Source organism: Pseudomonas germanica, assembly GCF_019614655.1.
Taxonomy (GTDB): domain Bacteria; phylum Pseudomonadota; class Gammaproteobacteria; order Pseudomonadales; family Pseudomonadaceae; genus Aquipseudomonas; species Aquipseudomonas neuropathica.
Genome location: NZ_CP071586.1, coordinates 2,416,756 through 2,442,923, shown reverse-complemented (window position 1 = coordinate 2,442,923; position 26,168 = coordinate 2,416,756). Strand labels below are relative to the sequence as shown.

Below are 26,168 nucleotides of genomic sequence, written 5' to 3'. Positions count from 1 at the left end.
TGGAAGACGCGGTTACAGACACTGGGCAGGCTTGGCGATATTGCTCACCACGTCCTCCTCAGGGAGTTTGGCCAGACTGCATTGGCCGGCGTCATCCCAACGCGCTACCAGTTCAGCCCCAACCTTGATGCCCAACAGATAAGTGACGCCCGCCTCGCCGACGATGCCCACCTCCCGGTTGGTGTTCTTGTCCTGCACCGATGCGCCGAAAGGCACCGGTTTACCGTCGTTGCGGGTTAACACAACAAATGCGTTGCGGCCCTGCCCCGTGGCGAAATTGACGTAGCCGATGGCCCCCTCGGTCAGCGCCAGACGCTGGATCGGGTTGGACACTTCGGTGTTGAGCGGCAGTTTTTCGACGTTGACCCGCGCTTCGTAAGCCTGAAACGAGGGCAAGCCATCCATCACCGCATAGCCGTCCCGGTTGGTGCGGGTCTGCCCGGTGAAGGCCACGTCCGGTACGCCATCGGTGGACACCAGCAGGCGCGTATCGCCATTGGTGCCATTGCCATGGGCCGAGACCCCATAACGGGTGGCGACCAGTGAGCTGTCGAGTTCGCCGGTCAGCGAGCGATAGGTGCTGCCATCGGTGGAGGCCGACGCGTTGGCGCGGTAACTCGAAGCGCGTTTACCGACATAGGCGTTGACGTAGCGGTTGTCGCCAACGCCGCCATACACCTGATAGTTCACGCCTTCGCCGTCGTCATGGCTGTAGCCGACACTGGCGGACGAATCGCCGGAGCCCGAGCGCTGCAGGTTACTGGAGGCCATCGAATTGCCCCCCAGTGGCACCGTCACACCGAGGTAGATCTGCGAGTCATTCTGCCGACTGTTTTGCGTCTGGTAAGCCGACAGGTTTGCGGTGATGTTCTTGACGTTGCCAAGGGAAAAACTGCGCGCCACGGTCATGCCGAAACGATCGGCTGCCGGCGCGTCCCAATAAGTCGAATGGTCGTAGGAAAAACTCGTCGATAACCAGGAAAAATGCTTGGCCAGGGTCACCGAATAACGTTGCTTGCCCGAGTTCATCGCATAGGAATCAGCATCGCCGACAAACTGCGAAAAGTTGGTGAAGGTCTTGTCGGAAAAGCGATAACCCAGAAACCGCAGGTCGGTGCCAATGGCGTCAAAACGCTTGGAATAGTTGATTCTGTAAGAGTTGCCGGCCACGGTTTCGCCGTTCCAGCGCAGCTTCGCCCGAGACGTGGTGACATCACCAGACACTGCGCCGAATACGCCAAGGTCCTTGCCGATACCGATGGCATTCGACTGATAACCCGAGGCAGCCAGCACGCCACCGTAGATCGTCCAGTCCCTTGGCAGACCATAGGCCGCTTCCGAGGCGACAAACTCAGGCTCTGTGCCGCCGTTACCGGTCAGGCGCGGCTGGCCGGCGGAAACCTTGTAACGCAACTCGCCTTCACGGGACAGAAACGGAACTGCGGCGGTGGCTACGGTAAACGTTTGTTCGCTGCCATCCTCTTCGCGCACGGTCACATCCAGTGTGCCTTGCACGCTGCTGTTGAGATCCTGAAGGCTGAACGCACCCGGTGTCACCGTGGTCGAGTACAACACACGACCCTGCTGGGATACGGTGACGGTCGCGTTGGTACGCGCCACGCCACTGATCAGCGGCGCATAACCGCGCAGGTTCGGCGGCAACATGCGGTCATCGCTGCTCAGGGTCGCACCGCGCAGGGCAAAGGTGTCGAACACATCGGAGTTCAGATAGTCCTCACCGACCGACAGCTTCGAACGTATCGATGGCAACGCGCGATAGGCGTACAAGCGGTTCAACTGGAACGCTTCGCCGTGGGGATCATTATTCTGGCTACCTGACTCTTGCCGCGCCTGATAATCGGCGCGGATGCGCCAGGCATCGAGGTTGACCCCGGCCGTGCCATAGCTTTGCAATGAACGCGAATCGCCGGACGGCGTATTGGTTTCGCGGCTGTTGGCGATCACTCGGTAATCAAGCAACGCGCCGTTGAGCCCGTCGCTCCAGGCGGCAGGCGGAATGTAGTTGGGATCGTCATACTCGAACGAGGCCTGCGGCAGGCTGATCGACAGACGTCCAAGGTTTTTCATGTACTTGATCGAGGCATTTTCAATGCCACGCAAATCCACACATTGCCCCTCAGCCAGACGCGGCAGGCTTTTGAGCAACGCAGGCTTGAGACCAAAGGTCGCCACCAGGTCTTCGGGCAGACAGGCGTAACTTTCTTGCGGGTTGGCGCCGCTCTTGAACTCGATCGAACGTGAACCGAAATAACGCTGATTGACGGTGATATCCAGCAAGTAACGACCGGGCACAGTGTATTGGGCGTGGGCAAACTGTCCGAGACTGATATCGTCGTTTTTATCGATATTCAGGAACTCCGAATTAAACTCCACAGCGTTTGAATAACGCGCACAGGAGATCAACACGCAAGACACGAAAAGTTTTCGGCCGTACACGGGAAATAGCCTTTATCAGAACTTTGACGGAAAAGAAAAAAGGGGTTTTCACCCCTTTCTCTTACAACGTGCGATACCGAGGTATCAGTTGTAGGCCACGGTGAAGTTCGCAACGCTGTCTGCTTCACCGGTGGTGACGGTCGCAGCGGTGGCTTCATACATGGCGGCGAAGGTCACGGTGTTGTTGCCGTTTTGCAGCACAACCGGAGCGACCTGCTCGGTGCCGTTATCGAGCATTTCGCCAGCGCTGGCCTGCAGACGGATGCCGACGTTCTGCGCCAGACCGGTAGTGGCGAACAGGCCCGGAACCGCTGGATCCTGCACACCGCTGAAGGTGAAGCGGGCGTTCTTCTGGGTGGTGGTGTCGCAGTCGGTCAGGATGATGTCGAACTTGGTCGGCGTCGAACGATCACCGATCGCCTTGAACTGGTTCGATGGCACCTGACCCAGGGAAACGGTCTGGTCCAGAGAGCTGGCGTCGATACCGCAGGCGCCGGATACGATTTCACCAATGAAACGTACGGTGCCAGGGTTGCCGGAAGCCGGCGTCGCAGCATTGGCGAAAGAAGCGAGACCCATGACAACGGTAGCGGCGGTAACAGCGACGATCTTTTTCATTTTTTACATCTCTTGGGATAGTTGTTTATTCGGCCCAGCGGCCTGGCTCTCCCAATTACTCATCAGCGACAACAGGCTTGCTCGCTGTAGCGAACAACCTTCATCACGGAATCTGCAACGAATGGTTCCCCCCTCTTTCCGGCCATTCCCTGCCGAACTTTCCAGGTATTCATTGCACTTCCGTAATAACGCATCGAGTCATCAGGACGCCGGGCATCTCTGCTCCGGAACAAATAGTGATCGAGACCCAAGGGTGAAAATGTAGGTTCTTTCTTGCCGCCTTGTAGGACAATTCTCAGCAACCGAAAACGATCATTCCGTGGTACTCGGACTCCAGAACGCCTGCACCACCAATGCCGAGGTCGAGATCCGCGCCACCAGCGCATCCAGTTCATCGCCATCGACCGACGTTGTCGCCAGCGTCGCTTCGATTTCGATTTCATCGGCGCCGAAGGCATGCACATCAACATCGCTGGCCGGGTAGTTGCTGCGTTCAAGCTCGGCCTCAAGCAAGGCGAACACGGCGGTTTGCTGGGAGCGTCGGGCGATGACGTAGACGATGTTGGTGACTTCCGCCGAGACCACGTCCAGTGGCTGGCGGTTGATGTTGTTGACGATCGGCCGCAGCAAGGTGTTGGCGGCCAGAATGAATAGCGTGCCGAGTACGGCTTCGGCGAGCAGATCGGCCCCGGCACAGGCACCGACCGCCGCGGAGGTCCACAGGGTCGCGGCGGTATTGAGACCGCGCACGTTGCCCTCTTCGCGCATGATCACCCCGGCGCCGAGAAAGCCGATGCCGGAGACCACGTAAGCAACCACGCGCACCGCACCTTCGGCACCAGCGAGACGGTTGGCCATGTCGACGAAAATAGCTGCGCCGACGGCGACCAGCACGTTGGTGCGCAGGCCGGCGGTGCGTTGCCGGTACTGACGTTCGAAACCGATCAGGCCACCGAGGATGAAGGCGGCACTGAGGCTGACGAGGGTGTCGAGCAGCGAATCGAGGTTGAGGTTGTTGATGGCTTGCATAGTCTTGTCCTTGAAACACATAACCTTTGTAGGAGTGAGCCTGCTCGCGATAGCGGTGTGTCAGTCATTGCAATGTTGACTGACCGATTGCTATCGCGAGCAGGCTCACTCCTACAGGGGGCAGCATTACTGCCAGCCGAACCGGCGGATGTAGAACCCTTTCACTGCCTGGGTCAGCGCCATGTACGCCAGCAGAATCACCGGCAGGAACACGAAGTACAGCGATGGCAACGCCTGCAGTTTGAAGTAATGCGCCAGCGGCCCCATCGGCAGGAAGATGCCGACCGCCATGATGATCCCGGTCATGACCAGCAGCGGCATGGCCGCGCGGCTTTGCAGGAACGGAATCTTCGGCGTGCGGATCATGTGCACGATCAGCGTCTGGGTCAGCAACCCGACCACGAACCAGCCGGACTGAAACAGGGTCTGGTGATCCGGGGTGTTGGCATCGAATACGTACCACATCAAGGCGAACGTGGTGATGTCAAAGATCGAACTGATCGGGCCGAAGAACAGCATGAAGCGCCCGACGTCACCCGGCTGCCAGCGTTGTGGTTTTTTCAGCATGTCCTCATCGACGTTATCGAATGGAATGGCGATCTGCGAAATGTCGTAGAGCAGGTTCTGCACCAGCAGATGCATCGGCAGCATCGGCAGGAACGGAATGAACGCACTGGCGACCAGCACCGAGAACACATTGCCGAAGTTGGAGCTGGCGGTCATCTTGATGTACTTGAGCATGTTGGCGAAGGTGCGCCGCCCTTCGAGTACGCCCTCCTCCAGCACCATCAGGCTCTTTTCCAGGAGGATGATGTCGGCGGCTTCCTTGGCGATGTCCACCGCACTGTCCACGGATATACCGATGTCGGCGGTGCGCAGGGCTGGAGCGTCGTTGATGCCGTCACCCATGAAGCCGACCACATGGCCGTTGCCTTTGAGGATGCGCACGATGCGCTCCTTGTGCGACGGCGTCAGTTTGGCGAAGACGTTGGTGGTCTCTACGGCAACCGCCAGTTCGGCATCGCTCATGCGTTCAACGTCGTTACCCAGTAGCAAACCCTGCTGAGCCAGACCGACTTCGCGGCAGATTTTCGCGGTCACCAGTTCGTTGTCGCCGGTCAGCACTTTTACCGCCACGCCATGTTCGGCCAAGGCCTTGAGCGCCGGCGCGGTGCTTTCCTTCGGGGGATCGAGGAACGCCACATAGCCGATCAGCGTCAGTTCTTGTTCATCGGCCAGGCTATAAATCTCGCGACCTTCAGGCATCGAGCGGGCGGCCACCGCCACCACGCGCAAGCCTTCAGCGTTGAATGCTGCGGTGACCTGACGAATCCGGGTCAGCAATTCATCGCTCAAGGCTTCATCGACCTCACCGTGACGCACGCGGCTGCACACCGCCAAGACTTCTTCCACGGCACCTTTGCAAATCAACTGATGTGGCTGGCCACGTCCTTCGACCACCACCGACATACGCCGACGATTGAAGTCGAACGGGATCTCGTCGACCTTGCGAAACGCCGTGCCGACTTTCAGTTCACGGTGGATTTCCACGTGTTCCAGCACCGCGACATCGAGCAGGTTTTTCAGGCCGGTCTGGTAGTAGCTGTTCAGGTAAGCCATTTCCAGCACGTCATCGGAGTCTTCGCCCCAGACATCGACATTGCGCGCGAGGAAGATCTTGTCCTGGGTCAGCGTGCCGGTCTTGTCGGTGCACAGCACGTCCATGGCGCCGAAGTTCTGGATCGCATCGAGACGTTTGACGATGACTTTTTTACGCGACAGGAACACCGCGCCTTTGGCCAGCGTCGAGGTGACGATCATCGGCAGCATTTCCGGGGTCAGGCCGACGGCAATCGACAGCGCGAACAGCAATGCTTCGGTCCAGTCACCCTTGGTGAAACCGTTGATGAACAGCACCAGCGGCGCCATCACGAACATGAAACGGATCAACAGCCAGCTGACTTTATTCACGCCTTGCTGGAACGAAGTCACCGCGCGATCGGTTGCGCCGACACGCTGGGCCAGCGCACCGAAATAGGTGCTGTTGCCCGTGGTGAGAATCACCGCCACCGCCGTGCCGGAGACAACGTTGGTGCCCATGAACAGGATGTTGTCCAGCTCCAGAGGATTGCGCGTGTCGCGATCAGCCTGACGCGGAAACTTCTCCACCGGCATCGATTCGCCGGTCATCGCCGCTTGGCTGACGAACAGATCCTTGGCGCTAAGCACGCGGCAATCGGCAGGAATCATGTCACCGGCCGAGAGGACGATCAGATCGCCCGGCACCAATTGCTTGATCGGCAATTCGCTGCGTGGGGCGTCACGGCGCATCACCGTGGCGGTGTTGCTGACCATGGCTTTCAGCGCGTCGGCAGCCTGGTTGGATTTGCTTTCCTGCCAGAAGCGCAGCAACGTCGACAGCACCACCATGGAGAAAATCACCACGGCGGCCTTGAGGTCTTCGGTCAGCCACGAGATCACCGCCAACAACGTCAGCAGCAAGTTGAACGGGTTTTTGTAGCAGTGCCACAGGTGAATCCACCATGGCAGCGGTTGTTCGTGTTCGACTTCGTTGAGGCCGTATTGCGCACGCAGCGCATCGACTTCGAAATCGGTGAGGCCATCGGAGTGCGTGCCCAATGACGAGAGCAACACACCGCTGTCGCAATGCGCGGCATCGACCAGGGTGTTGGCCAAAGTCGGCGGGACTTCACGGCTGACCGTGGTGTCGTTGATCGATTCCAGCAGCGCCAGACGACGGAAGTGCCGGGCGATGTGGCGGGTCCGCAGAAAACCTGCGAAGAATTCCTTGAGCGTAAGTTTCATGGCTGTTGCCCCTATGGTCAGCCGGGAAACCGTCAAGCAGGTACGGCCGCGCCTCGTCCACCGGAAAAACCGGCACGGCAAGGCCTGGCGCGCCGGTCAGAAACGACAGGCGTGTCGATAGGGCTGCGATCACGACTGTGTAGTCGAAATCACGCTCTGTTCAGCGTCGATGAGAAGAAACGTCCAGACATGGCCCAGGACGGGTCATGCACGGGATGCCGCTGCTCGCTGTTACGGCGAGACAACGGCAGAGAAAGGCTGCGCGTTATCTTGCCGAGAATCTGCCGGTTACCGAGACCGGCCGACAACTGTCACTCGAACAAGTACCCACTGTGGGTCTCCGCTATTGATGAAAACGCGCGAAGCTTACGCCCCGATGTCTGGAGAGTAAACCCGCAAAAGGCAGTGTGTCGGGGAATGTGGGGGATGTTCAGGAAGGGTTCAGGATGATCGTTCCCACGCTCTGCGTGGGAATGCAGCCCGGGACGCTCCGCGTCCCTATCGAAGGCCGAACGCGGAGCGTCCGTTGAGGCATTCCCACGCAGAGCGTGGGAATGATCTGGCCTGGAAATCGGCGTTAGCTGGCAGTTGCCAACAACAAATCCGCCATCGACCGATGCCCACGGTTCTTGCCGTGTTCATACAACGAACCTGCAATCTCGTCCGCACGAATCGGCAGCACCGACAGCAACGTGTCGCTCAGACCATGGCTGGCCTGGCAGAAGCCCTGCATGTAGATGCCGGCCTGGCAGCGTTCGTCGGTGATCAGTTTGTAATTGCGATCGACCTCGAAATCGCCCAGGTATTCTTCCAGCGGCGCCAGCAGTTTGCGGTGCATCTGCCGCTCGTAACCGGTGGCCAGAACAACCGCGTCGTAATTGCGTACAGTGACTTCGCCGGTGGCGTTGTTGCGCACGGCCAGTTCGATACCGTTTTCGGTGGCGGTGGCTTTCTCGACGGTGGTCAGGGTACGGAACGCGTGGCGGGCAACACCCGAGACTTTCTGCCGATAGAAGATGCCGTAGATGCGCTCGATCAGGTCGATGTCGACCACCGAATAGTTGGTGTTGTGGTACTCGTTGACCAGACGCTCACGCTCGACGCTGTTCTGCTGGAACACCAGATCAGTGAACTCCGGCGAGAACACTTCGTTGACGAACGGGCTGTCGTCAGCAGGCTTCAAGGCTGAGCCGCGCAGGATCATGTCGACCTGCACCGACGGGAACGAATCGTTCAGATCGATAAAGGCCTCCGCCGCACTCTGCCCACCGCCGATGATCGCGATGCTCATTGGCTGATTGTTCACGCACGGCTGCCTGGCCATTTGCGAGAGGTATTGCGAGTGGTGGAACACGCGGCTATCGCCCTTCAGCGCTTTGAACGCCTCCGGAATACGCGGTGTGCCACCGGCGCTGACCACCACCGAACGGGTGGTGCGTACATGTTGCAGGCCCTGGCTATCGCGGGAAATTACCCGCAGCGCTTCAACCTGGTGGTTGTGCAGCACTGGCTCGATGGTCAGCACTTCTTCGCCGTAACGGCTCTGCTCGGTGAACTGCCCGGCGACCCAGCGCAGGTAGTCGTTGTACTCCATGCGGCACGGATAGAAGGTGCCGAGGTTGATAAAGTCGACCAGACGACCGTGATACTTGAGGTAATTGACGAACGAGTACGGGCTGGTCGGATTGCGCAGGGTCACCAGATCCTTGAGGAAGGAAATCTGCAACTCGCTCTGCGTCGACAAGGTGTTGCCGTGCCAGCTGTAGTTGGCCTGTTTGTCGAGGAACAGCACATCCAGCTCGCCCTGGGTCGGGCCGCGCTCTTGCAGAGCGATGGCCAGTGCCAGGTTCGAAGGGCCGAAACCGACGCCGATCAGGTCGTGAACGATGGGCGATGCAATTGCCTGTGTCATTTCCAGTGTCCTCTGGATGAACCCCTCAACGCGGGGATAAAGCCTGGGTGGCCTGACCGGCCTGAATCAGGTCAGCAGGTCGTCTGTTGAGTAGGAACGAGGACGATGAACGGAAATTTAACCAGCAAGGATCAATGGGCGTCCCATTGTTTGATGCGCAAGCGGCAATGTTTCATGGCGTTGACGATGTGCTTTTCCACCAACGCCTTGGAAATCCCTAGATGCTCGGCAATTTCCGGATGGGACAGACCTTCGATCTTGCGCAGCAGAAAACTTTCCCGGCAGCGCGGCGGCAACTCGGCCAACGCGCGCTGGAGCATCTCCAGACGTTGACCGTGGTCGAGGGTGCCGTGGGGCGACGGGGTGAAATAGCGCTCTTCGCTGTCCAGCACATCGAGCGATTCGACCTGGCGCAAGGCGTTGCGCCGATGATCATCGATAACCAGGTTCAATGCCGTGCGATAAAGGAAGGCCCGCGGTTGTTCGATCGGTGTGTCGCTGGAACGCTCCAGTACCCGTACATAAGCGTCATGCACCACATCTTCGGCCACCTGACGGTTGCCCAGCTTGGCGTTAAGGAAACACACCAGCTCGCGATAGTAGTTTTCCAACATGACTCCCGACCGCATCGATGCAGTTCCTGTCCTTGAGCACACTGATCCAGCCGCCGCAAACGCAGTAGCAAGATAGTGGCAACGTGAGGTGCGTAATTTATAGTAATTCTCATATAGATTTAAAGAGTTGTTTCCACATCCGCCCCAAATAGTCGCGTCTGGCTACCTGTTACTTGATGTGTACGGCGCTTAAATTCCCTTGTGCATTCATCGTTTACAGGACAGCTCCCCGTATCTGTCGTGCCATGCGACAGCGTTCAGCGCCCCTGCACGCCTGTGTACTGGCCGAATGACGGGCCGATTCCACTGGCCGGAACCCTGCATGAAACGTCCCCGCCCCGCCCGACGCGCCCTGTTCGCCGCCCTTTGCCTGATTCCCGTGATCGCCGTTGCCGCGTGGCAAGTCCTGCCGCCCGGGCGCGACGCCCTCGCCACGGTGCAGGTGACGCGTAGCAGTATCGAAAACAGCGTGACCGCACTGGGTACGTTGCAGCCACGTCGTTATGTGGACGTCGGTGCGCAGGCATCCGGGCAGATCCAGAAGATTCATGTCGAGGCTGGCGACACGGTCAAGGAAGGCCAGTTACTGGTAGAGATCGACCCCTCCACGCAAAAGGCCAAACTGGATGCCGGGCGGTTTTCCATCGAAAACCTCAAGGCACAGTTGCAGGAGCAACGCGCCCAGCACGACCTCGCGCAACAGAAATACCAGCGCCAGCAGAAACTCGCCGCCGGTGGCGCCACCCGTGAGGAAGACGTGCAGACCGCCCGCGCCGAAGTCCGCGCCACGCAGGCACGCATCGACATGTTCCAGGCGCAGATCCGCCAGGCTCAAGCCAGCCTGCGCAGTGACGAAGCGGAGCTCGGCTACACGCGTATTTATGCGCCGATGAGCGGCACCGTCGTCGCCGTCGGCGCCCGCGAAGGCCAGACGCTCAACGCGCAGCAGCAAACCCCGCTGATTCTGCGCATCGCCCGGCTTTCGCCGATGACCGTGTGGGCCGAGGTTTCCGAAGCGGACATCGGCCACGTCAAACCCGGCATGACCGCCTACTTCACCACGCTCAGCGGCGGCAGTAGGCGCTGGAGCAGCACCGTCCGGCAAATTCTGCCGGTGCCGCCGCGCCCGCTCGAACAGAATCAGGGTGGCAGCCCCACCAGCGGTCGCAGCGGCAGCGAACGCGTGGTGCTCTACACCGTATTGCTCGACGTCGACAACGCCGACAACAGCCTGATGACCGACATGACTGCGCAGGTGTTCTTTGTGGCGCAACAGGCGCAAGACACCCTCACCGTGCCCAGCGCCGCCCTGCAACCCGGCTCACGCCCACAATGGCAACGGGCGCAGATCGTCGCCGCCAATGGCGAAATCCAGCCCCGCGAAGTGCGCACCGGCATCAGCGACCGCTTGCGCACCCAAGTGCTTGAAGGCCTGGCCGAAGGCGATCACATTCTCAGCGCGCCGGCCACCGGCAGCGGAGGCTGAATGCAAACGCCACTGATTGACCTGCGGCAGATCCGCAAATCCTATGGCGGCAATGACAGCCCGCTGGTGGAAGTATTACGCGGCATTGATCTGTCGATTCATGCCGGTGAGTTCGTCGCCATCGTCGGGGCGTCCGGCTCCGGCAAGTCGACATTAATGAATATCCTCGGCTGCCTCGACCGCCCTACCAGCGGCGAATATCGCTTCGCCGGGGAAGACGTCGCCCGACTCGACACTGACGAACTGGCCTGGCTGCGCCGCGAAGCGTTTGGTTTTGTATTCCAGGGTTATCACCTGATTCCGTCCGGTTCTGCCCAGGAAAACGTCGAGATGCCGGCCATCTACGCTGGCACCCCGGCCGCCGAACGCCACGCGCGCGCCAGCGCCTTGCTGGAGCGGCTCGGCCTGGGCAGCCGCACCGGCAACCGTCCGCATCAGCTTTCCGGCGGTCAGCAACAGCGGGTGTCGATTGCCCGGGCGTTGATGAACGGCGGCCACATTATCCTCGCCGACGAACCCACCGGCGCCCTCGACAGCCACAGCGGCGCCGAGGTCATGACCCTGCTCGATGAGCTCGCCAGTCAGGGCCATGTGGTGATTCTCATCACCCACGACCGCGAAGTCGCACAACGAGCCAAGCGCATCATTGAAATTCGTGACGGGCTGATCATCAGCGACACCGCCGAACACCCGTCAGCCCCACCGCGCAGCGCCAACCCCGGCGCCCTGCAAGCGGTGGATCTGCGCCAGCGCCTGAGCAGCGGCAGCACCCAGACCGGCGCCTGGAAAGCTGAACTGGTCGACGCCGTGCAAGCGGCGTGGCGGGTCATGTGGATCAATCGTTTTCGCACCGCGCTGACCCTGCTCGGGATCGTCATCGGCGTGGCCTCGGTGGTGGTGATGCTCGCGGTGGGCGAAGGCAGCAAACGCCAGGTGATGGCGCAAATGGGCGCCTTCGGCTCCAACATCATCTACCTCAGCGGCGCCGCACCCAATCCGCGCACACCACCGGGCATCATCACCCTCGACGACGTCGCCGAACTGGCCGCCCTGCCCCAGGTCGAGCGGATCATGCCGGTCAACGGCTCGACCGCTGGCGTGCGTTTCGGCAATGCCGACCACAGCAGTTACGTCGGTGGCAACGACACCAATTTCCCGAGCATCTTCAACTGGCCGGTGGTTCAGGGCAGTTACTTCAGCCAGGCCGATGAAGACAGCGCCGCCGCCGTGGCGGTGATCGGCACCAAGGTGCGCGACAAGCTGCTCAAGGATGTCGCCGATCCGATCGGCCAATACATCCTGATCGAAAACGTGCCGTTTCAGGTGCTCGGTGTTCTGGCGGAAAAGGGCTCGAGCTCCGGCGATTCCGACAGCGACAACCGCATCGCCGTGCCCTACTCGGCGGCCAGCACGCGCCTGTTCGGCAGCCGTAATCCGGAATACGTGGTGATCGCCGCCAAGGACGCACGCAAAGTCAAAGACGCCGAGCAGGCGATCGAACAGGCGATGCTGCGGCGACACAATGGCAAGAAGGATTTCGAACTGACCAACAACGCCGCAATGATTCAAGCCGAAGCACGCACGCAGGGCACGCTGTCGCTGATGCTCGGCGCCATCGCCGCGATCTCGTTGCTGGTCGGCGGTATCGGGGTGATGAACATCATGCTCATGACCGTGCGCGAACGCACCCGGGAAATCGGTATCCGCATGGCCACGGGCGCGCGTCAGCGCGACATCCTGCGCCAGTTTCTCACCGAAGCGGTGATGCTTTCGGTGGTCGGCGGCGTGGCCGGTATCAGCCTGGCGATGCTGGTCGGCAGCGTGCTGTTGTTCAGCGGCGTGGCGATCGCGTTTCAATGGCTGGCCGTCATCGGTGCGTTCGCCTGCGCGCTGGCCACCGGCGTCCTCTTCGGCTTCATGCCTGCCCGCAAGGCTGCCCGGCTCGACCCGGTCACGGCCCTTACCAGTGAATGATCGACCTATGAAAGCGCCACTGACAATTCTTGCCGCCAGCCTGTTGCTGGCGGCCTGCAACAGCCCTGCGCCACGCCCCGACAGCGGCGTGCTGCCACCGGCCGCGTGGCAATCACCTGAGCAGCCCGGTGCCGTGCAGAGCAACCGCCAATGGTGGACCCAGTTCGGCAGCCCCGAGCTGGATCGACTGGTCGAACAGGCGCGACTGGGCAGCCATGACCTCGGCGCCGCTGTTGCGCGAGTCAGGCAAGCCCAGGCCAGCGCGACGATTGCCGGCGCCCCGCTGCTCCCGGAAATCAAGGCCGGTCTCAATGCCAACCGGCAGAAACTGTTGCACGGCAAAGGCTACAGCCAACTCGACGTCAGCCCGGACAATCGCTCGCTGGATTATTACGACGCCGAGCTGAGCGCCAGTTACGAAATCGACTTCTGGGGCGGCAAACGCGCGGCGCGCGACAGCGCCGTGTTCGGTGTACAGGCCAGCGAGTTCGACCGTGCCACCGTCGAACTGACCCTGCAAAGCGGCGTCGCCAACAGTTACACGCAGGCCTTGGCATTGCGCGAACAGGCACGCATTGCCGAGCTCAATCTGGCCAACGCGCAAAACGTCCTGCACTTGGTGCAAACCCGCTTCGACGCCGGCAGCGCCACCGCGCTGGAACTGGCCCAGCAAAAAAGCCTGGTAGCGGAACAGCAGCGCAAATTGCCACTGGTGCAGCAACAGGCCCGCGAAGCCTTGATCACCCTCGCCGCCCTGCTCGGCCAACCGGTGCAGGCATTGTCGGCACCGCAACAGTCATTCGAACAGTTGCAATGGCCGAACATCGCCAGTGGTGTGCCCAGCGATTTGCTGAGCCGGCGTCCGGACATCGCCAGCGCCGAAGCCAAACTGGCGGCGGCCCAGGCTGACGTCAGCGTGGCCCGCGCCGCCATGCTGCCGAAAATCACCCTGACCGCCAGCCTCGGCACTGGCGCCGATCTGGCGGCGGACCTGCTGCGCACCACGTTCTACAACCTGTCTTCCGGATTGACCGCGCCGATCTTCAACAACGGCCGCCTGAGCGCCGAGCGCGACAAGGCCAAGGCGCGTCAGGACGAACTGCTGAAAACCTATCGAGGGGCGATCATCAATGGCTTCGCTGACGTGGAAAAAGCCCTGAGCAGCATTCGCGGCCTCGACGAACAGCGCCAGTGGCAAAGCGAAGAACTGAGCCAGGCGCAGACCGCGTTCGACATTGCCCAGAGCCGCTACCAGGCCGGTGCCGAAGACTTGCTGACGGTGCTGCAAACCCAGCGCACCTTGTATGCGGCGCAGGATATGAATGTGCAATTGCGCTTGTCGCGACTGCAGGCGAGCATTGCCCTGTACAAGGCGCTGGGCGGGGGCTGGCAGGTTATCTGAGCGAAAATTATCGACTGGACTGACGCCTTCGCGAGCAGGCTCGCTCCCACATTGGATCTGCGTCGTTTACAAAGCCCCCTGCTCGCGAAGGCGCCAGGTCAGGCAACCAAGATCCCTAGGCAAAAAAAATCGCAGCACCGGGCTGCGATTTTTTTGCGCTCAGAGTTGCCGCCCTTTCACTTTCAGATGCCGCGCGTACCACGGTCGCTGCGGCACTTTGCGGAACAGGTCGGCCATGTTGTCTTCATCGCCAAAGGTGATGCGCAACGCCAGCTTCATCGTCTCAGGATCCATCTCCACCGAGCGCCCGATCTGCAACCCCGGCACGGTGCTGCAGCCATGGGTGTCCGGCCCCAGCCACGGGTCATCGACCTCAACCCAGCGACCCGGCGCAAACCACGGCACACCGTTGACTTCCAGCCGGCTGACTTCGCCCGGGTGAAAGCGCTCGTGGGCGCGGAACCAGTCTTCGATGCGATCATCGATCCAGCCGTGGAAACGCCAGAACACCGGGTTCACGTGCGAGGAAAACGGGTCGCCGAGAAAGTCGTTTTCCGGCGCATACCAGCGCGCGGCAAAATCTGCCTGATCGCGCGCCATCGGCACCGGAATGTCGTTGGACGGATCCCGCGCCACCGACGCCCAGCGCATGTGCAGCCAGTCGTGCAGACCCAATTCGACTTCCGAACCGAACTGGCCGAGGCTGAGTTTCGCCAGGTAGCGCGGGTCGCGGTACTGCGATTCCCACACCTGGAAATTACTGTGATAGGTCTCGGCCGCTTTAATATCGCTGACCCACTTGGTGTACTCGTCGTCACCTTCAGTCAGCCACGTCGGTGGTAGTGCATCGCCGTCGTGATTGTCGAAGTAACGGGCGAAGCCCTGGCGGTCACGCTCCAGCTCCGGCTGCGGCATCGGGAAGGCCTGCCATGACGGCAAATCCTGCATCGAACGGGCCTTGCCGAGCATGTGTCGGTGCATGAAGAAAAAATCGATACCAGAGCCGTTACGATCCTTGCTGGGCCCACGGGCATCGCGCTCCTTGTCACGGGGGCCGGGTTGCCAGCCAATACCGCGCAGGGCGTCGCGTTTTTTCTCCGAGAGCTTGTGCCACTTGTCGCGGCTGGCGTGCCAGAGCTGGTGGAACAGGCGATGTTCCGGCGCCACCAGCCACGCCAACAGCGTCGGGTTCAAACCGGTGCGTTCGCGGGCCTCGGGAAAACGTCGCTTGATGGCGATGAAATGATTGTCCAGTTCAGGCAGCGCCAACGGCCGATCGAGGCGCAACACTTGCCCGGTGAACGTGCCGCTGCCGGCATTGCCGAACGCCGCCCAGACTTCGTCGAGTTTGACTTTGAATTCGTAGACCGGCGGCGCTTGCGGCGCATCGGTGCGCATCAGCCGCCAGTACATTTCGGCGCCGTTGCCCGGCGCCAGATCGCCGATCACTTGGTAACGCGCAGGCGCTTCTGAGCGCAGGTTGGCACCGGTATCGAGAAACCCGCGCAAACCGCGCCCCCGGTGGGCAATGTCGAGAAACAACTCGAGGCCGTCGCGTGGCAAGCCATCAAGCCCGGCCGCAGATCCGCTGAAACGGATATCCCAGACGCCGCGCAGGTTGTCCGCCAACTGCTGTCCGGCGGTATCGGCCAGATCGACCGTAGCCTCGCCCGGGGTGATCGGAAACTCCTCGCGGGTCAGCTCACGATGTGCATAAAAAGCGGCAGGCAGCGCGGCGCCCGTGAGTGCCATGCCCGCCATGAACCAGCGTCGAGAGATCGTCATTGCCCTACCTGTGTCAGCCATGAAGCAGGCTTTATCCAAGCTAGAACGTTTGCTCGCCGGGGAAATTTATGGCCCCGGCAAAAGATCGCTGCGCGCCGTCAGCGCTTTTCCTGCGCGCGACTAAATTACCCGCCCGGCCACTCGTTCCTCCCAGATAGCAAAGGCCCCTGCGCCTGCACCTCGACGGCGAACCTGAATGAGATGGCAATGACAAAACCGCGTTCGAAAAAGGCTCTATTTATCGGCCTGCCGCTGGCCTTGGCGATCAGCGCCGGCGCAGGGTTTCTGGCCTGGGATTACTGGTTTCGGGACAACCCTGGCTACCCGGTAAAGGTGATGAAACAGGCGACCGAGTTGCAGGATCGCATTCTCTCCTTCGACAGCCACATCACCGTACCGCTGAGTTTCGGCGCCCACGGCAACGAAGCCGACAAGGACGGCTCCGGCCAGTTCGACCTGATCAAGGCCAACCGCGGGCGCTTGTCGGGCGCTGCGCTGACGGTGTTCGGCTGGCCGGAAATGTGGAACGGCCCGAACGCCCCGCATCGCCCCACCGAAGGTTTTGTCGAAGAGGCCCGCAACCAACAGGAAGTCCGTTACAAGATCATCACCGGCATGGTCCGCGACTTCCCCAATCAGGTCGGCATCGCCTACACCCCGGATGATTTCCGCCGCTTGCATGGCGAAGGCAAGTTTGCGATTTTCATCAGCATGCTCAACGCCTACCCGCTGGGCAACGACCTGAGCAAACTGGACCTGTGGGCCGGACGCGGCATGCGCATGTTCGGCTTCAGCTACATCGGCAACAACAGCTGGGCGGACTCCTCGCGGCCGCTGCCGTTCTTCAATGACTCGCCGGACGCCCTCGACGGTCTCTCCGATATCGGCAAGCAAGCAGTGCAGCGTTTGAACGATCTGGGCGTGATCATCGACGTTTCGCAGATGTCGACCAAAGGCCTGGAACAGGTTGCACAGCTGAGCCGCACACCGTTGGTGGCCTCACACTCGGCGCCGCGTGCGGCGGTGGATATTCCGCGCAACCTCAGCGACAAGGAATTGCAGCTGATCAAGAACAGCGGCGGCGTGGTTCAGGTGGTCGGCTTCTCGCAGTACCTCAAACCGCTGACTCAGGGCACGCAGGACAAACTCAATGCCCTGCGCGCACGCTTCGATCTGCCGCCACTGCCAAACCTGGCCATGGCGCTGATGCCGGGCGACCCGATCATCACGGCCTGGTCGGAACAAAAACTCGGCCAGTACGCCAGCGGCCTCTACGGCATCCTTGAAGAAGAGCCGAAAGCCACCCTCAAGGATCTCGGTGACGCCATCGATTACACCGTGCGCAAAATCGGTATCGACCATGTCGGCATCTCGTCCGACTTCAACGACGGCGGCGGCATCAAGGGTTGGGAAAACGTTGGCGAAATCCGCAACGTCACCGCCGAATTGATACAGCGCGGCTACTCCGAAGCGGACATCGCCAAGCTGTGGGGCGGCAACTTTATGCGCGTCTGGGATCAGGCACAGAAATCCGCGAAACCGGCACTGATTTCCCGTCAGGACACTGCCAAGCCATGACTGACCGCCGGACCTTTCTGAAACAGGCCGGCGTGCTGGCGGCCGCTCTGCCGTTCGGCGCCAGCCTCACAGCGCCGGCAATGGCCGCGACCGCGCCCGTGGCCTCCGTGAACAAATGGACGCAATTGCGCCAGCTGTTCGATCAGGACCCGCAGGCGATTCACTTCGCTAACTTCCTGATCACCTCGCACCCCAAACCCGTGCGCGAAGCCATCGAACGCCATCGCGCCACGCTCGACCGCAATCCGGGACTGGCGATGGATTGGGATCAGGGTAGCAACGAACAATTGCAGCACAACGTGCGGGTCTGGGCCGGCCAATACCTGCAAGCCAAGCCCGGCCAGATCGCCCTCACCGGTAGCACCACCGAAGGTCTGGCGATGATTTATGGCAGCGTGCAAGTGCGCGCGGATCAGGAAATCCTCACCACCGAGCACGAGCACTATTCCACCCGCAACATTCTCGATTTCCGCAGCCGCCGCGATGGCACCCGGGTGCGCAAACTCAGGCTGTTCGACAACCCGCAAAGCATTTCCCTGGATCAGGTGCTCGACACCATCAACCGCAATATCCGCCCGCAAACCCGCGTCCTCGGCATGACCTGGGTACATTCGGGCAGCGGTGTGAAATTGCCGATCAGCGCTATCTCGCGGCTGGTCGATGAACACAACCGTCAACGCGACGACAAGGATCGGCTGATTTACGTGGTCGACGGCGTGCACGGTTTCGGTGTCGACGACCTGAGTTTCCCGCAGATGAACTGCGACTTCTTTATCGCCGGCACCCACAAGTGGATGTTCGGTCCGCGCGGCACCGGCATCGTGTGCAGCCGCAGCGAAGAGCTGAAATACGTCAGCCCGAGTGTGCCGACGTTCTCCGAAGCCACTTCTTTCGCCACGATCATGACCCCGGGCGGTTACCACGCTTTCGAGCATCGCTGGGCGGTGGACGAAGCGTTCAAGTTGCACCTGCAACTGGGCAAGGCTGACGTTCAGGCGCGCATTCATCAGCTCAACAGCTACCTGAAGCAGCGTCTGCAAGAACAGTCGAACATCGAGCTGGTGACTCCGCTCGATCCGCAGTTTTCTGCCGGTTTCACGTTCTTCCGGGCCAAGGGTCAGGACAGTGATGCAGTGGCCGCCTACCTGATGCAAAACCGGGTGATCTGCGATGCGGTCAGCCGCGATGTCGGCCCGGTGATTCGCACCGCGCCGGGCCTGCTCAACAACGAAGCCGAAGTGGACCGCTTCATGGCCCTGCTCGGTAAAAAACGCCGCGCCTGATCCCTCGACTCCAGTTTTCCTTTTCACAGAGACGACTCATGAAAAAGCCCCATGCCTGTTTCACCTTCAAGGCCTTGCCCGCGCTGGCCCTGACCGCGCTGTGCGCCGGCCTGTTGCCCGGCGCAGCTCAAGCGGCGACAGTGCCGGCGCCAGGCAAAGTGTTCAAGGACTGCAAGGACTGCCCGGAAATGGTCGTGCTGCCGACCGGCACCTTCACCATGGGCACCCCGGACGACGAAGTCGGCCGCGAACCGGACGAAGGCCCGCGCCACGCAGTGACCTTCAGCAAACCCTTCGCCATCAGCCGCTTCCAGGTGCTGGTCGGCGAGTGGGACGCGTACGTGCGCGAAACCGGCAACAAGCCTTACGACTTCGATGATCGCCCGGGCCGCCGCTGCACCGCCGGCAAACCGGAATTCAAACAGACCGCCCGCGACCCGGCCGTGTGCATGAACGTCGCCGAAGCCCAGGGCTACATCGATTGGTTGTCGAAAAAAACCGGTCATGCCTATCGCTTGCAAAGCGAATCGATCCGCGAGTACGCCGCACGCGGCGGCAGCACCGGGCCCTTCCCTTTCCCGTTCGATGAAGGCAACAACTACCAGATCTCCAAACACGCCAACACCTATGGCGCCGCCGACGGTTACAACTTCACCTCCCCTGCCGGGACGTTCCCGGCCAATGCCTTCGGCGTTTACGACGCTCACGGCAACGTCTACGAATGGACCGCCGACTGCTATCACAAGGATTACTCCGGCGTACCCAACGACGGTCGCCCATGGACCCAGGAAAACTGCGAGCGTCAGGTCATGCGCGGCAACGATTGGGGCGAGGCGCCGGTGTTCTCGCGCTCCGGCAACCGCAACAGCAGCTGGCCGACCAGCAAAGGCGACTGGCTCGGGTTTCGCGTAGTGCGCGACCTCTGATCCTGCCCATCCCGACCGCAGCCCCGCCTGCGGTCGTTTAAAGAAAGTCCGTGACCATTCGTTTTCCTTAAGTACCGGCACTCCCTCCGCACCGAAGCAGGAATCCTCCATGACCAAGCCTACGCGTGGGGCGATCAACGAATTGTTCGCCTTGCTCAAGCCCTTCCGCCTGATCGTCTCTGTGTCCATCGTGCTCGGCATGATCGGCGGCCTGAGCGTCACCGTGCTGCTGGCGACCATCAACAATGCCCTGCACTCCGACGACGGCCTGACCCGCACCGTGGTAATGATCTTCGCTGGCCTCTGTGCGTTGGCCTTATTGACGACGATTTTGTCCGACATCGGCACCAACTACGTCGGCCAGCACATCATCGCCAAATTGCGCAAAGAGCTGGGGGAGAAAGTCCTGTCGGCGCCGATCGACCAGATCGAACGTTACCGCAGCCATCGCTTGATCCCGGTGCTGACCCACGACGTCGACACCATCAGCGACTTCGCCTTCGCCTTCGCCCCGCTGGCGATTTCCATGACCGTTACCCTCGGCTGCCTCGGCTATCTGGCGCTGCTGTCCTGGCCGATGTTCCTGATGATGTTGGTGGCGATTGCGATCGGTACGACCATTCAGGCGATTGCCCGGGCCAAGGGCATGCGCGGTTTCTACGCTGCACGCGATTCCGAAGATGAACTGCAAAAGCATTACAACGCGATTGCCGAGGGTGCTAAGGAACTGCGCATTCATCGCCCGCGTCGCCAGCGCATGTTTGTCGCCGGGATTCAAAAAACCGCCGAGAAGATCTGCGACACCCAGATCAAATCCATCAACACCTTCGTCATCGCCAAGTCCTTCGGTTCGATGCTGTTCTTCGTGGTCATCGGCATGGCCCTGGCCCTGCAATCCTTCTGGCCCAGCGGCGACAAAGCAGTGATGAGCGGCTTCGTCCTGGTGCTGCTGTACATGAAGGGGCCGCTGGAGCACCTGGTCAGCACCTTGCCGATCATCAGCCGTGCGCAGATTGCCTTCCGCCGCATCGCCGAACTGAGCGAGCAATTCTCCTCGCCCGAACCGCATCTGCTGCTGGAGGATCAGGGCAAGAAACCCGGTGCGGTCAACAGCCTGGAACTGCACAACGTGCGTTACGCCTTCCCACCCGTGGAAGGCAGCGAACCGTTCCGTCTGGGGCCGGTCAACCTGCGCATCGAACAGGGCGACATCGTGTTTATCGTCGGTGAAAACGGCTGCGGCAAAACCACGCTGATCAAACTGCTGCTGGGCTTGTACGCGCCAACCGAAGGCGAAATCCGCGTCAACGATCAGCCGATCACCGCGCTTAATCGCGATGACTACCGGCAGAATTTCACGACGATTTTTGCCGACTACTACCTGTTCGACGATCTGATTCAGGGCGACCGCGAAGTCCCGCAGGACGCGACCCGCTACCTCGAACGTCTGGAGATCGCGCACAAGGTCAGCGTGCGCGACGGCGCGTTCAGCACCACCGATTTGTCCACCGGCCAGCGCAAGCGCCTGGCCCTGGTCAATGCCTGGCTCGAAGAGCGGCCGGTGCTGGTGTTCGATGAATGGGCGGCCGATCAGGACCCGACCTTCCGGCGAATTTTCTACACCGAGTTGCTGCCTGACCTCAAACGTCTGGGCAAGACCATCATCGTCATTTCCCACGATGACCGTTACTTCGACGTCGCCGATCAACTGGTGCGCATGGAGGCCGGCAAGGTCAAGAGCGAACTGCAAACCGCTTGATCGACGAGGTCGCGGCAAACCGGAAAAATAATTTTCCGGTTTGCCGCGGCTTCCTCGTCTTAATGAGATGAATAAGAACCATTAACAACTATACCTGCCAAGGTCTTAACCTCATGTCCGCATCCCGTTTCATGCTTCGCCCTCTGACTCGAGCCCTGCTGATGCACGGCGCGACACGCACTCGACTGGCCGGCACCGGCCTTGGTCTGGCACTGACATTCACGGCAGCGCCGTATGTTCAGGCCCAGGAATGGACCCTGAACATCCCGTCGCAGCCACTGGCCCAGGCACTGCAAACCCTTGGCCAGCAGACCAGCCTGCAAATCATCTACAGTCCGGAAAGCCTGCAAGGTTTGCGTTCGACCGCGCTCAACGGCCGCTACCAGGACGACGAGTCACTCAAGGCGATGCTTAACGGCACCGGCATCCGCTACCAGCGTGACGGCAACACCGTGACCGTGCTCGGCCCGGCCACCGGCAGCGCGATGGAACTGGCCCCGACCAACGTCAACGCCAGCCGCCTCGGTGCCACCACCGAGGGCAGCAACTCCTACACCACCGGCGGCGTGACCATTGGCAAGGGCGTGCACTCGCTGAAGGAAACCCCGCAGTCGGTCACGGTGATGACCCGCAAGATGCTCGATGACCAGAACCTCAACACCATCGAACAGGTGATGGAGAAGACCCCGGGCATTACCGTGTATGACTCGCCCATGGGCGGCAAGTATTTCTACTCCCGCGGCTTCCGTATGACTGGCCAGTACCAGTACGACGGCGTGCCGCTGGATATCGGCAGCAGCTACGTGCAGGCCGACAGCTTCAACAGCGACATGGCCATTTATGACCGCGTGGAAGTTCTGCGTGGCGCAGCCGGCATGATGAAAGGCGCAGGCGGCACCGCCGGTGGCGTCAACTTCGTACGCAAACGCGGCCAGGACACTGCGCACACGCAGCTCTCGCTGTCGGCAGGCACCTGGGACAACTATCGTGGCCAGGTCGATACCGGCGGCCCGCTGAACGATTCCGGCACCATCCGTGGTCGCGCCGTGGTCACCGAACAGACCCGTCAATATTTCTATGACGTGGCCAGCCGCAAAGACCAGATCTACTACGGCGCCCTGGACTTCGACCTCAGCCCCGACACCACCCTGGGTCTGGGTTTCGCCTGGGAAGACGTCGACGCTACGCCATGCTGGGGCGGCCTGCCGCGTTACGCCGACGGATCCGACCTGCACCTCAAGCGCTCCACCTGCCTGAACACCGCGTGGAACAACCAGCGCAGCAAACGCGCCACCTACTTCGCCGACCTGAAACACCAGTTCAACGACGACTGGTCGCTGAAAGTCGCCGGGGTGTATTCGCGCAACACCCAGGACATGGAATACGCCTTCCCGAGCGGTGCAGTGCCGGTCGGTGCCACGGCTTCGAATACGCTGATGCTGGGTAGCATTTACGACTACGACCAGCGCGACTACGGCTTCGATGCCTATGTCGACGGCAAATTCGACGCCTTCGGCCAGCAACATGAACTGACCATCGGCGCCAACGCCAGCCGTTCGCACAAGGATGACTTCTACGCCGTCGCCGCGCTGCCACAACGGCAGAACGTGCTCGACCCGAACCACCACATCCCGCAACCGGACGAAAGCTACTACCTGGCCAACGCTTCCCGTGGCGGCCCGGTGGACATGCACATCAAGCAATACGGCGCCTACTCGATCGCCCGCCTGAAACTGGCTGATCCGCTGACCCTGGTACTGGGCAGCCGTGTCAGCTGGTACAAGTCCGACACCGATTCGGTGCAGTACTTCCGTGGCGAAGGCACCCAGGTCGACACCAAGTCCACCGAAACCGGCCAGGTCACGCCGTTCGCCGGTGTGCTGTTCGACCTCAACGACAACCTGACCGCCTACGCCAGCTACACCGACATCTTCACCCCGCAAGGCGCTTACAAGACCATCGATGGCAGCACCCTCAAGCCATTGGTTGGCCAGAGCTACGAGCTGGGGATCAAGGGTGAGTGGTTCGACGGTCGTCTGAACAGCTCCTTCAACCTGTTCCGCACCATTCAGAAAGATGCCGCCCAGGATGACCCGCGTTGCGAAGACAGTTCTTGCTCGATCAACTCCGGCAAGGTTCGCGCGCAAGGCTTCGAAGCGGAAGTCAGCGGTGAGGTGATTGATCGCCTGCAATTGCTCGCCGGTTACACCTACACCCAGACCAAAGTGCTGGAAGATGCCGACGCCACGCAGGATGGCGTGGTCTACAACTCCTACGTGCCGCGCCATTTGCTGCGTGTCTGGGGTGACTACAGCCTGAGCGGGCCGCTGGATCGCGTGACGATCGGTGCGGGTGTCAACGCGCAGACGGGCAACTACCGGACTTCGCCTTTGGGCGGTGACAACATTGATGGCGCCGGTTATGCGGTCTGGAACGGTCGCATTGGCTACCGTATCGATGACACCTGGTCGGTGGCGCTTAACGGGAACAACCTGTTTGACAAGCGTTACTACTCGACCATTGGTACCGAAGGGTTCGGTAACTTCTATGGTGATCCGCGTAACTTCGTGATGTCGGTCAAGGCTGATTTCTGATTGGGTGTGATGTGAGAGAGCCCCGCTTTGGCGGGGCTTTTTTTCGCCTGTTGGTCTTGGCGGCCTTCGGGCCGACCATGCTCTTTGGGTTTTGGGGGCATATCCGTTGCTGCGGGTGTTGCCGCTGGCGATTTCGCTCTTACAGCGAGTTACCTTTTCCAAACGCCGAAAAGGTAACCCAAAAGGCTTTGCCCCGGCGTACGGCACTTCGCTGAGGCTCAGTGTTCCCTCGCTACGGTGTCCATCCGGGGGCATCGCCTACGGTTTGCTGCGCGGCACCTCCTCTCGATGTATGCGGCTAAGCCGCACGGCGCTGCGCGCCTAACCCCCGGATGAACACCTCCGCTCGGCCTGCCGATGGGGCAAAAGATCAAAAGCCGAAGCCAGATCAAAAGCCAGATCAAAAGCCCCTCACCCTAGCCCTCTCCCTGTATGTACCGGAGACATGGTGGACACATGTTCGGAGACATGGTGGACGGTTTTAGATCTTCTTACCTGCCGTCACGATCTGCAAGTTCAAGTCGATTCGGGCGATACGATGTCTACTCCAGTAGACATCGTGGATGCCGTCCTCCGTCGTTTCCCTGATAGCCACTGACCTCCCGTAAAATGCCTTTCCAACTGTGTATTCACGATTGCCCCAGTAGATCTCGCCCTTCACCTGAACCTTCCTGACCACATCCCCATCATCGTACTCAGGCGCCGCCGGTTGCTCCTGATATTCCCGCGGGCTACTGCTGTAGCGAGTAGCAGGAACCTGCATGCCCAGTGCTTGATGCGGGCGCTTCTGGTTGTAAATCTCACGCCAGATATCAAACGCCCGTTGCGCATCGTCCAGATCGATGAAGAGCTGGCCTTGCAGGACTTCCCTTTTCAGGCTGCGGTGGAAGCGCTCCAGCTTTCCCTGGGTTTGCGGGTGATAAGGTCGGGAGTGGCCGACCTTGATGCCCTGGCTCATCAGCCAGACCTCCAGTGCGGTATAAACACCTGTCTGATCACCCCATGGCGAACCGTTGTCCATCGTCATGCGTAAAGGCAGGCCGAAACGCCGAAAGGTCCTGATTAGATGCTCCTGAACGGTTTGGCGCTGCTCATTAATGCATGCCGCGATGCACAGCGAAAACCGTGAATGATCGTCCAATATCGTCAACGGATGGCAACGCCCCTGAGCCAGGCTGATATGTCCCTTGAAGTCCATCTGCCAAAGATCGTTGGGCGCTTCATGCTCGAACCGGATAAACGGTTTGATCTCAGCGGCCTTTGGATCAACGCGCGAATGACGCTGTAAAACCGCATGCACGGTACTGACCGAAGGCATCACTTTGCCGTCGTCTTCCAGCACACGCTTGAGCTTGCGAGCGCCCCAAGCGGCGTACTCCTGACTCACGGTCAGAATCTGCTGCTCAACATCGTCAGCGCAACGTTTGGGTGATGTCTTTGGTTGTCGAGACTGATCGATCAATCCCTCTGCACCTGAGGTCTCAAACCTGTTGAGCCATTTGTAGGCAGTGCTTGGGCTGATATTGAATCGACGGCAAAGCTGCCGAACATTGGCCCCTTCTTGCCGAGCCAACAGCACGAATTCTGAACGAAGCTGCACGGTGGACACCTCTTCCCAAGACACAGGCCATCTCCTTCGCGATGAGCAATGTGTCTATTAAAATGTGTCCACCATGTCTCCGAACACCTGTCCACCATGTCTCCGGTACATACACTCCCGGAGGGAGAGGGGACTGATTGAGGTGTTTGGGAGAGCTACGCCGACGTGCGATACCGCGCTGAGCTCAGGCTCTGAAAAGCAAACAAATCAGCCCCTCGCCATGAGGAAAAGGGGACTGATCGAGGTGATTGGGCGAGCTACGCCGACGTGCGATACCGCGCTGAACTCAGGCTCTAAAAAGCAAACAAATCAGCCCCTCCCCCCC

Annotated in this window: 16 protein-coding genes; 8 read left to right on the top strand and 8 right to left on the bottom strand. The window is 60.6% G+C overall.

What is annotated here, in order from left to right; genetic code table 11:
• Nucleotides 1–12 precede the first annotated feature (12 nt).
• The 6 genes from J0G10_RS10700 to J0G10_RS10675 form a co-directional block, all read right to left on the bottom strand.
• Nucleotides 13–2,394 (bottom strand): fimbria/pilus outer membrane usher protein, encoded by a 2,382-nt coding sequence (locus tag J0G10_RS10700; protein ID WP_245398032.1) that lies wholly within the window; start codon nucleotides 2,392–2,394, stop codon nucleotides 13–15.
• Nucleotides 2,395–2,541: 147 nt separating this feature from the next.
• Nucleotides 2,542–3,075, bottom strand: coding sequence for a fimbrial protein (locus J0G10_RS10695; RefSeq protein ID WP_095047684.1), 534 nt, complete (start codon nucleotides 3,073–3,075; stop codon nucleotides 2,542–2,544).
• A 312-nt stretch (nucleotides 3,076–3,387) separates the two neighbouring features.
• A complete protein-coding gene (locus J0G10_RS10690) occupies nucleotides 3,388–4,104 on the bottom strand; it encodes an MgtC/SapB family protein (RefSeq protein ID WP_007913384.1) in 717 nt (238 codons plus the stop codon).
• A 126-nt stretch (nucleotides 4,105–4,230) separates the two neighbouring features.
• On the bottom strand, nucleotides 4,231–6,930 hold the full coding sequence (gene mgtA / locus J0G10_RS10685) for a magnesium-translocating P-type ATPase (protein ID WP_095047685.1): 2,700 nt from the start codon (nucleotides 6,928–6,930) through the stop codon (nucleotides 4,231–4,233).
• Nucleotides 6,931–7,507: 577 nt separating this feature from the next.
• On the bottom strand, nucleotides 7,508–8,842 hold the full coding sequence (locus J0G10_RS10680) for a lysine N(6)-hydroxylase/L-ornithine N(5)-oxygenase family protein (RefSeq protein ID WP_220558412.1): 1,335 nt from the start codon (nucleotides 8,840–8,842) through the stop codon (nucleotides 7,508–7,510).
• 131 nt (nucleotides 8,843–8,973) lie between these two features.
• Nucleotides 8,974–9,456, bottom strand: coding sequence for a sigma-70 family RNA polymerase sigma factor (locus J0G10_RS10675; protein ID WP_042704912.1), 483 nt, complete (start codon nucleotides 9,454–9,456; stop codon nucleotides 8,974–8,976).
• A 322-nt stretch (nucleotides 9,457–9,778) separates the two neighbouring features.
• On the opposite strand from J0G10_RS10675, the gene J0G10_RS10670 reads away from it, so the two are divergent.
• The 3 genes from J0G10_RS10670 to J0G10_RS10660 are packed head-to-tail and all read left to right on the top strand — an operon-like array spanning nucleotide 9,779 to nucleotide 14,318.
• On the top strand, nucleotides 9,779–10,942 hold the full coding sequence (locus J0G10_RS10670) for an efflux RND transporter periplasmic adaptor subunit (protein WP_095047687.1): 1,164 nt from the start codon (nucleotides 9,779–9,781) through the stop codon (nucleotides 10,940–10,942).
• Nucleotides 10,943–12,916: a MacB family efflux pump subunit gene (locus J0G10_RS10665; protein ID WP_095047688.1), complete on the top strand. Its 1,974-nt coding sequence runs from the start codon at nucleotides 10,943–10,945 to the stop codon at nucleotides 12,914–12,916.
• Between the two features lie 7 nt (nucleotides 12,917–12,923).
• Complete coding sequence (locus J0G10_RS10660; protein WP_220558411.1) at nucleotides 12,924–14,318, top strand: efflux transporter outer membrane subunit; 1,395 nt, start codon at nucleotides 12,924–12,926, stop codon at nucleotides 14,316–14,318.
• Between the two features lie 159 nt (nucleotides 14,319–14,477).
• Here the strand turns inward: J0G10_RS10660 and pvdP are convergent, their stop codons facing one another.
• Nucleotides 14,478–16,103 (bottom strand): pyoverdine maturation tyrosinase PvdP, encoded by a 1,626-nt coding sequence (pvdP, locus tag J0G10_RS10655; RefSeq protein ID WP_116255266.1) that lies wholly within the window; start codon nucleotides 16,101–16,103, stop codon nucleotides 14,478–14,480.
• Between the two features lie 207 nt (nucleotides 16,104–16,310).
• Between pvdP and pvdM the strand changes: the two genes are divergently transcribed.
• The 5 genes from pvdM (at nucleotide 16,311) to J0G10_RS10630 (ending at nucleotide 24,243) form a co-directional block, all read left to right on the top strand.
• Nucleotides 16,311–17,681: a pyoverdine-tailoring dipeptidase-like protein PvdM gene (pvdM, locus tag J0G10_RS10650; RefSeq protein ID WP_220558410.1), complete on the top strand. Its 1,371-nt coding sequence runs from the start codon at nucleotides 16,311–16,313 to the stop codon at nucleotides 17,679–17,681.
• Entirely contained in the window at nucleotides 17,678–18,964 is a 1,287-nt protein-coding gene (pvdN, locus tag J0G10_RS10645) for a pyoverdine-tailoring periplasmic protein PvdN (protein WP_220558409.1), read from the top strand. The genes pvdM and pvdN overlap by 4 nt, the downstream gene beginning before the upstream one ends.
• A 38-nt stretch (nucleotides 18,965–19,002) precedes the next feature.
• Complete coding sequence (gene pvdO / locus J0G10_RS10640) at nucleotides 19,003–19,890, top strand: dihydropyoverdine dehydrogenase (protein ID WP_095047692.1); 888 nt, start codon at nucleotides 19,003–19,005, stop codon at nucleotides 19,888–19,890.
• A 109-nt stretch (nucleotides 19,891–19,999) separates the two neighbouring features.
• Nucleotides 20,000–21,649, top strand: a complete 1,650-nt coding sequence (locus tag J0G10_RS10635; protein WP_095047693.1) for a cyclic peptide export ABC transporter — start codon at nucleotides 20,000–20,002, stop codon at nucleotides 21,647–21,649.
• A 113-nt stretch (nucleotides 21,650–21,762) separates the two neighbouring features.
• Nucleotides 21,763–24,243 (top strand): TonB-dependent siderophore receptor, encoded by a 2,481-nt coding sequence (locus tag J0G10_RS10630; protein WP_176471252.1) that lies wholly within the window; start codon nucleotides 21,763–21,765, stop codon nucleotides 24,241–24,243.
• Between the two features lie 481 nt (nucleotides 24,244–24,724).
• Here J0G10_RS10630 and J0G10_RS10625 read toward each other — a convergent pair whose 3' ends face one another.
• Entirely contained in the window at nucleotides 24,725–25,867 is a 1,143-nt protein-coding gene (locus J0G10_RS10625; protein ID WP_220556126.1) for an IS481 family transposase, read from the bottom strand.
• Nucleotides 25,868–26,168 lie beyond the last annotated feature (301 nt).